Source organism: Flavobacterium sp. (assembly GCF_031422135.1).
Taxonomy (GTDB): Bacteria; Bacteroidota; Bacteroidia; order Flavobacteriales; family Flavobacteriaceae; genus Flavobacterium.
On the sequence record NZ_JANOQD010000032.1, the window covers coordinates 1 to 6,850 of the forward strand.

General features: G+C 31.7%; 9 protein-coding genes. 5 read left to right on the plus strand and 4 right to left on the minus strand.

Going from position 1 to position 6,850, the window contains the following annotated elements; translation table 11 throughout:
* Window positions 1-275: maltose acetyltransferase domain-containing protein (locus RMO70_RS05270; RefSeq protein WP_310555377.1), on the minus strand; the 275-nt coding region annotated here is incomplete at its 3' end.
* 136 nt (window positions 276-411) lie between these two features.
* Here RMO70_RS05270 and RMO70_RS05275 point away from each other — a divergent pair.
* Window positions 412-987 (plus strand): Crp/Fnr family transcriptional regulator, encoded by a 576-nt coding sequence (locus RMO70_RS05275; RefSeq protein WP_310555378.1) that lies wholly within the window; start codon window positions 412-414, stop codon window positions 985-987.
* A gap of 111 nt (window positions 988-1,098) precedes the next feature.
* On the opposite strand, the gene RMO70_RS05280 is transcribed toward RMO70_RS05275, so the two are convergent.
* The 3 genes from RMO70_RS05280 to RMO70_RS05290 all read right to left on the minus strand — a co-directional run bounded on the left by RMO70_RS05280 (window position 1,099) and on the right by RMO70_RS05290 (window position 4,966).
* Entirely contained in the window at window positions 1,099-3,483 is a 2,385-nt protein-coding gene (locus RMO70_RS05280; protein ID WP_310555379.1) for a carboxypeptidase-like regulatory domain-containing protein, read from the minus strand.
* 113 nt (window positions 3,484-3,596) lie between these two features.
* Window positions 3,597-4,232: a hypothetical protein gene (locus RMO70_RS05285; RefSeq protein WP_310555380.1), complete on the minus strand. Its 636-nt coding sequence runs from the start codon at window positions 4,230-4,232 to the stop codon at window positions 3,597-3,599.
* Between the two features lie 155 nt (window positions 4,233-4,387).
* The gene (locus RMO70_RS05290) at window positions 4,388-4,966 is read right to left on the minus strand and encodes a Crp/Fnr family transcriptional regulator (protein ID WP_310555381.1); all 579 of its coding nucleotides are present in this window, start codon (window positions 4,964-4,966) and stop codon (window positions 4,388-4,390) included.
* A gap of 248 nt (window positions 4,967-5,214) precedes the next feature.
* Between RMO70_RS05290 and RMO70_RS05295 the strand changes: the two genes are divergently transcribed.
* From RMO70_RS05295 to RMO70_RS05310, 4 genes are all read left to right on the plus strand, one after another.
* On the plus strand, window positions 5,215-5,931 hold the full coding sequence (locus RMO70_RS05295) for a pirin family protein (RefSeq protein WP_310555382.1): 717 nt from the start codon (window positions 5,215-5,217) through the stop codon (window positions 5,929-5,931).
* 106 nt (window positions 5,932-6,037) lie between these two features.
* Window positions 6,038-6,319 (plus strand): GNAT family N-acetyltransferase, encoded by a 282-nt coding sequence (locus RMO70_RS05300; RefSeq protein ID WP_310555383.1) that lies wholly within the window; start codon window positions 6,038-6,040, stop codon window positions 6,317-6,319.
* Between the two features lie 15 nt (window positions 6,320-6,334).
* A complete protein-coding gene (locus tag RMO70_RS05305; protein WP_310555384.1) occupies window positions 6,335-6,565 on the plus strand; it encodes a (4Fe-4S)-binding protein in 231 nt (76 codons plus the stop codon).
* On the plus strand, window positions 6,558-6,850 hold a 293-nt coding region (locus RMO70_RS05310; protein ID WP_310555385.1), incomplete at its 3' end, for an NAD(P)H-dependent oxidoreductase. The genes RMO70_RS05305 and RMO70_RS05310, both read left to right, overlap by 8 nt.

Genomic DNA, 6,850 nt, shown 5'->3' on the forward strand with positions numbered 1-6,850 from the left:
GCATCTAAAACCACACAATTTACATTAAAATAGACACTTTCACCTGAATGAATATTGTAACCATAATCGCAATGAAAAGGCGGCTCAATATACAATCGTTTGTGAGAATTGGGCAATAACTCACGAAGAATTGCTCTCGAATTTCCGTTCATAATGTATTCTGTAACATTCAATTTATGAAGGAGTTTTTTGGCTTTTGTTCGTTCTAAAGCTAGTTCTTTATCGTTTGAGAAGTAATTTTCACCAGAAAGCATTTTCTCTTTTTCGGTTTTCATATTTCAAATATATAAAATATCTTTTTTGGAACACCGATTTGAAGAAATTAGAGCGATTATGAAAATTAGTTTAATTTTTAAAATCTGTTTTCCAAAATCAAATTACTCTAAACTTAAAAGTTGTATTTTTGAAATTATGCAAACCATACTACAAAATATTTCCAAACACGTTGCTTTAACTTCTGATGAAGAAACGCTTTTTTTATCCAAAACCGAAATCAAACAATTTAAAGCCAAATCAATTTTATTGCGTTCGGGAGAAATTGCTAAAAATACTTATTTTGTCAATTCAGGTATTTTGAGAAGTTTCAATATCAACGATAATATTATTGAACACGTATTGCATTTTGCTTGCGAAGGTTGGTGGATTGGCGATATGTACAGTTATATTTCTGGAAAACCGGGCAATTTATTTATTGAAGTTTTAGAAGATGCGGAAGTGGTTGTAATCTCTAAAGAAAATCAAGAAAAACTATACCAGCAAATTCCGAAATTGGAACGTTTTTTTAGAATATTAGCCGAAAATTCATTAGTAGCGCATCAAGAACGATTGATGGATAGTTTGAGTTTATCGGCTGAAGAACGCTTTGAAAAAATGTGCAAAAAATATCCTAGTTTGATTCAAAAAGTAGCTCAAAAATATTTGGCGTCTTATATTGGTGTTACACCAGAGTTTTTTAGTAAGATGAAAAGTAGGTTGTTGAAGAAATAAAAACATCTTAGATTAAGTAATAAAACGTTTAAAAAAGATACTGGGAATTAAGTTTTAGTATATTACTTTTTCTAAAAACCCAGCATCTAAACAAAACAAGCATGAAAATTTTTAGAAATTAAATCGGTATCCGAAATCAGGTTGAAAACCAATTTGGTCTTTTTGATTTATCTGTCCTGTTTGTCTGTTGTATTCTTTAATAAAAACATTCTCGTTAGCCGTAACGTTTTGGAAGTCTACATAAAATTGATGCGAACGTTTTTTACTTTTACTATTGAATTTCATTCCTAATTTTATATCTAATCTTAGGTAAGGATCGTATTGTTCGCTGTATGGTTTTGAATCATCTCTAATTTCAAATCCTGCTGCTTGTGAAGCAGCTAAATCTACAGGTGTGTAATATCTTCCGCCAGCCGTTGTGAATTTTGTGTTGATGGAGAAAATATTCTTTTTAGCTTTTCCAATTTTGAATTCTTTTCCTGCTAAAGCATTAATTACATAACCATTGTTGAATGGTGAATTACGTTCAACACCATCGCTACCTTCGTATTTACTTTCAAAAAATGATGAGGTAAACAATACGTTATATCCTTTGCTGAAGAATTTTTCTAATGTAAATTCAACTCCAGAATTGCTTCCTTTTCCGTTACTTATTAACGATGTTTTGTCGATAGAATAAGTAAAACTTGCTCCTTCTGTTAATGAAGAATAGCCTGAAGCTGTTGTTTCTACTGCTGCTTTATCAATTGATTGGTAATACAACTCTACTTTTGCTCTCCATTTGTCAGCAAATCTTAAATCGTAACCCAATACATAATGATCGCTTCTAACTAAATCTAAATTTTTGTTAGTTTGGACTAAATTTCCTCCTATATTTTCATTCAAAAATAAAATGGGTGCTGCTACATTTTGGTGGTGCATACCATAACCAAAGTTTATAGCGCTTTTTGTGTTTATTGCATAACTTAATGATGTTCTTGGCTCAAAAGCAAATTCTTCGTTTATAGAAAAGTATTGACCGTGTAAACCTGCATTTAAAGTCAGTTTTTCAGATAATCTAATTTGTACTTGAGCGTAAGGTTGAACAATTGAATAATTTCCATCATTGTTTATGATACTTACAAAATCAGGAAATCCATCACCGTTTGCATCTGCTTGTCTGTCTCTGTCAGTTATTTTTGCTTCCAAATTGAAACTTTCGTATAACAAACCAGTTCTTAAGGTAAATTTTTTAGAAATTTTTGAATTGAATAATGTAGAAAATGTAAAGCGACTTTCTGTATTATCAACTTCTGTAAATCTTAATTTGGTTTCGGATGGCGTTTGAAAATTGAAATATCGGTCAGCTTCATAAGTTGAACTTGCTGATGAAGTTCCTAAAGTTGTTTTTAAATACGATTTTTCTCCAATATTAATAGTATGTTTTAATCCAAAAGCACTAAAAGCTGAAGTTGCAAAAGCATCTTCATCTTTAGCAGCAAATAAATCGGTGTCATCTTCAATATTTTTTCCTATAAAATCAATATCAGAATTACCAAGGATTCCAAAAAGAGTAAAGTTGCCTAGTTTTGATTTTCCGAAGTCTAAATTGAACGATAAATCATTATAGTTTGGAACAGCTGTAGTTCCTGCTAAACCTAAAGCTCCAACAATTCCGTATCGGGCAGCCGCAACAAAAGATCCACCATTCTTTTTTAATAATGGTCCTTCCGCCATAGCTTCAACTCCAGGAAACGCAGCCATACCAACAGAATATTCATAATCTTCGGTATTTCCTTTTCTAAATCCTAAATCAAAAACACCTCCTAAAGCATTTCCATATTCTGCTGGAAAAGCCGAGGTAATAAAATCAGAGTTTGCTAAAAGATTTGGGTTTAGAGCAGAAACTGGACTTCCAGTTGTTCCTAAAGTGGCAAAGTGATTTGGACTTGGAACTGGAATTCCTTCTACTCTCCACAACAAACCTGCTGGAGAATTTCCTCTTACCACTATATCATTTCTACTATCATTTGCAGTAGCAACACCTGCAAAATTTGAAGCTAAACGTGCTACATCACTTCGTCCACCAGCGTATCTATTGGCTTCTTCAGCCGAAAATTGTCTCACCGAAACAGCTGCCATTTTATTAATCGCTTTGGCTTTGTTTTGACCTCCACCAGTGATAACTACCTCTTTTAAGGTATTAAATTGTTCAGTCATACTGATTGCTAAAATATTTTCTTTCCCAGTTGTAACTTCAATTTCAGAAACAAAAGCATCTTCATAACCAACGAATGATACTTGTATATTTTGCCTTCCTAATGGCACATTGGAGAGTTTAAAATTACCGTCAGCGTCTGTAACTTCTGCAATTCCTTCGACTACTATTAATGATACATTTGCACCTTCAATTGGTTTTTCCGATTGTTTGTCGATTATTTTACCACGTATTATTCCTGTTTGAGAAAATGCGATACTATTTGTAAAGCATAAAATAATAAATAAGATTTTTTTCATTTTGATTGTTTTAGGATTATTTGTTATGTTCAAATTTATAGTGCAAAGATGTGAGCAGTTTGATGCTCAAAACGTTCACTTGAGTTAAGAAAAATTTTGTTTTTGAATTGTTTTTAGAATTTAAAGCCAATTTGCGTTCCGAAGTAACTACTCTTGAATGTTCTATCACCAACACCTGTAACTTCGCCTGTTCTCGATGCCAAACCGTATTCGACTGCTATTGAGAAATTGCTTTTTTTGATTGAAAAATCGTAAGCACCACCAAAGGTTAATCCGTTACCAATTGCAAATTGATGGTTGAAGATTTTTGCCTCTACATTACGGTATTTTTGAGTGAATTGGGTAATAAAATAAAAATCGGTGTAGAGATTAAAACCTTTATCGGCTCTTTTGTTTATTGGATAATATTTAGCCGAAATTGCTGCACCCCAAAAATTGAAAAGCATTTCGTTTTCATTATCTCCTTTTGCTGGTGAAGCACCAAGTGCCGAAAACTTTCCTCCAAAGTTAAAGTGATTAATACTTTCAAATTTATGATAGGCGGCTAAAGTGAATAATCCACCACCAGAGTTTCCATAATTTCCTGCATCGTATTGTTGTTCTAAATTACTACCAAATTGATTGACAGCATAACCTGCTTTAAATTCACCACACGTAAATGAATTTTTTTCAGGATTAATTTGAGCATTAGCATTTATACCTACTAACATCAAAATAATTAATTTGACCATTTTTGTTGCTTTGTTCATTTTTAATTTGTTTAATATTACATTGCAAAGATGAAATGGGAATACAGCTCAAAACGTTCACTTGAGTTAATAAATAAAGTTTTTTTAATAAAAAAATCCACAATCTTAAAATTACAGATTGCGGATTTAAAAAAATCTTCTAAAAGAATATGAAGTTATTTTTTATCAAAAATTCTTTTTCTAATTCTACTTAATGATTGCGGTTTTATACCGAGATAAGAAGCAATATAATGCTGTGGAATTCTTTCCACTAATTCAGGTCTTTGTTTGAGTAAGTTCAGATAACGATCTTCTGGTTCTAAATTTGTTCGCATTGAATTAAGTTGCATTAATGACATAAAAGCATTCTCAGCCATGACTCTTCCTACTCTCTCAAAAACAGGGTTAGTTTCATATAGTTTATACAAATCATTTTTTTTTAAATGTACTACTTCACATGGTTCCATTGCCTGAAGGTTTTCGTTAGTTGGTTGGCCTATTAAAAAACTACTGTAATCTGTAAACCAACTATCACTAAAGAAAAATTGAACTATTTTTTCTTCACCATCAATGTTAAAAAAAACCCTAGAAATTCCCGAGTTAATAAAAAATATTTTATCACAAACTTGACCTTCTTGAAGTATAAATTCCTTTTTGGCATATTTTTTTATTTCAAGTATTTTAATAAATGCTTCTTCGTCTTCTTGAGAAAGAGCCACAAAGGATTTGATGTTATTGATGATTTGTATTGGCATATTTAAATAAAACAGTGATTTACTATATTAAAGTATTTTACAAAAATATTCAAAATAAATTAAACAATTTTACCTTAACTTGAAAAAAATGTTCAAAAACACTTGGCTTCTTACATTGGTGTTACACCAGAGTTTTTTAGTAAGATGAAAAGTAGGTTGTTGAAGAAATAATTTCTTAATCTACATTAAGTGCTTCTTCTTTCTATCCATTGTAAATTTGTATCATAATAAATACTAAATTTATAATCATGAAAAATACAATCTTACATAAAGCCAATACTCGCGGTCATGCTGATCATGGTTGGTTAAATGCTTATCATAGTTTTAGTTTTGCCAGTTGGTATAATCCTGATAGAGTGCAATTTGGTGTGTTACGTGTTTTAAACGATGACACTGTTGCATCAGGAATGGGATTTGGTGAACACGGACATGATAACATGGAAATTATAACTATTCCTCTTGAGGGAGATTTGGCTCACAAAGACAGCATGGGAAATGCCGAAACCATCAAAACTGGTGATGTTCAGGTTATGAGTGCAGGAACTGGAATTAGACATAGTGAATTTAATCCTAATGCAGACCAACAAACAAAATTGTTTCAGATTTGGTTGTTTCCAAAATTTAGAAATGTGGAACCTCGTTATCAACAAATCACTTTGGACAAATCGTTGCAAAAAAATGATTTTGCTCAAATTCTTTCCCCAAATCCAGATGACGAAGGCGTTTGGATTCATCAAGATGCTTGGTTTTATTTAAGTGAATTTGATGCTGATTTTTCTAAAAAACTAGCTTTAAAAAAAGAAGGAAACGGTTTTTACATCATGAACATTGAAGGTGAAATTGAAGTGGATGGAACTAAATTAGAAAAAAGAGATGCCATTGGCATTTGGGACTCGAATGAAATTGAAATCAAAGCCACTGTTGATTCGAAATTTTTGGTGATGGAAATTCCGATGGAACAATAATTTACTCAAATTTCAACATTCAAAATTCCAAGTTGAATATTCTATATTCAAAAATTTTGAATATTCAACTTGGAATTTTGAATGTTGAAGTTAAAAACACAATACTATGAACGAAGTACAACTAAAAATCAATGATAAAAATGGTGCTTTTTATATTGATATCGACGGTAAACACGAAGCAATGATGACCTTTGTCTATGCTGGCGAAGATAAAATTATCATTGATCATACCGAAGTAAAACTAGGCAATGAAGGCAAAAGTTTTGGTAAGAAAATGGTTTTAAAAGCTGTTGAATTTGCGCGTGAAAAAAGCATAAAAATCATTCCGCTTTGCCCTTTTGCTAAAAGTGTGTTTGATAAAACTCCAGAATTTAGAGATGTATTATAATTTTAAAATCAAAATATGGATGCTAAAGACCTAACCAAAGAGTACAGCAATGGCGAAGTAACCATTGTATGGAAAAATGCACTTTGCGCTCATGCAGCGGAGTGTGTAAAACATAATCCAGATGTTTTTAAACCTAGAGAAAAACCTTGGATTAACGCAGAAAATTCAACAACAGAAAAAATCATTGAAACCGTAAAAAAATGTCCATCTGGTGCATTAACTTATTATTTGAATAAAAATGACTAAAAAAATTATCGCTTTTGGAGCTTCATCAAGCAAAACATCTATTAATAAGCAATTGGCAACGTATGCAGCTTCACTTTTTGAGAATAGTTCTGTAGAAATTCTGGATTTAAACGATTATGAATTGCCTCTGTTTTCTGTTGATAAAGAAAAAGAAAATGGAATTCCGCAACAAGCTCATGATTTCTATACCAAATTAGGAACAGCAGATTTAATTGTGATTTCGTTTGCCGAACACAACGGAGCCTATTCAACTGCTTTTAAAAATATTTTTGATTGGATTTCGCG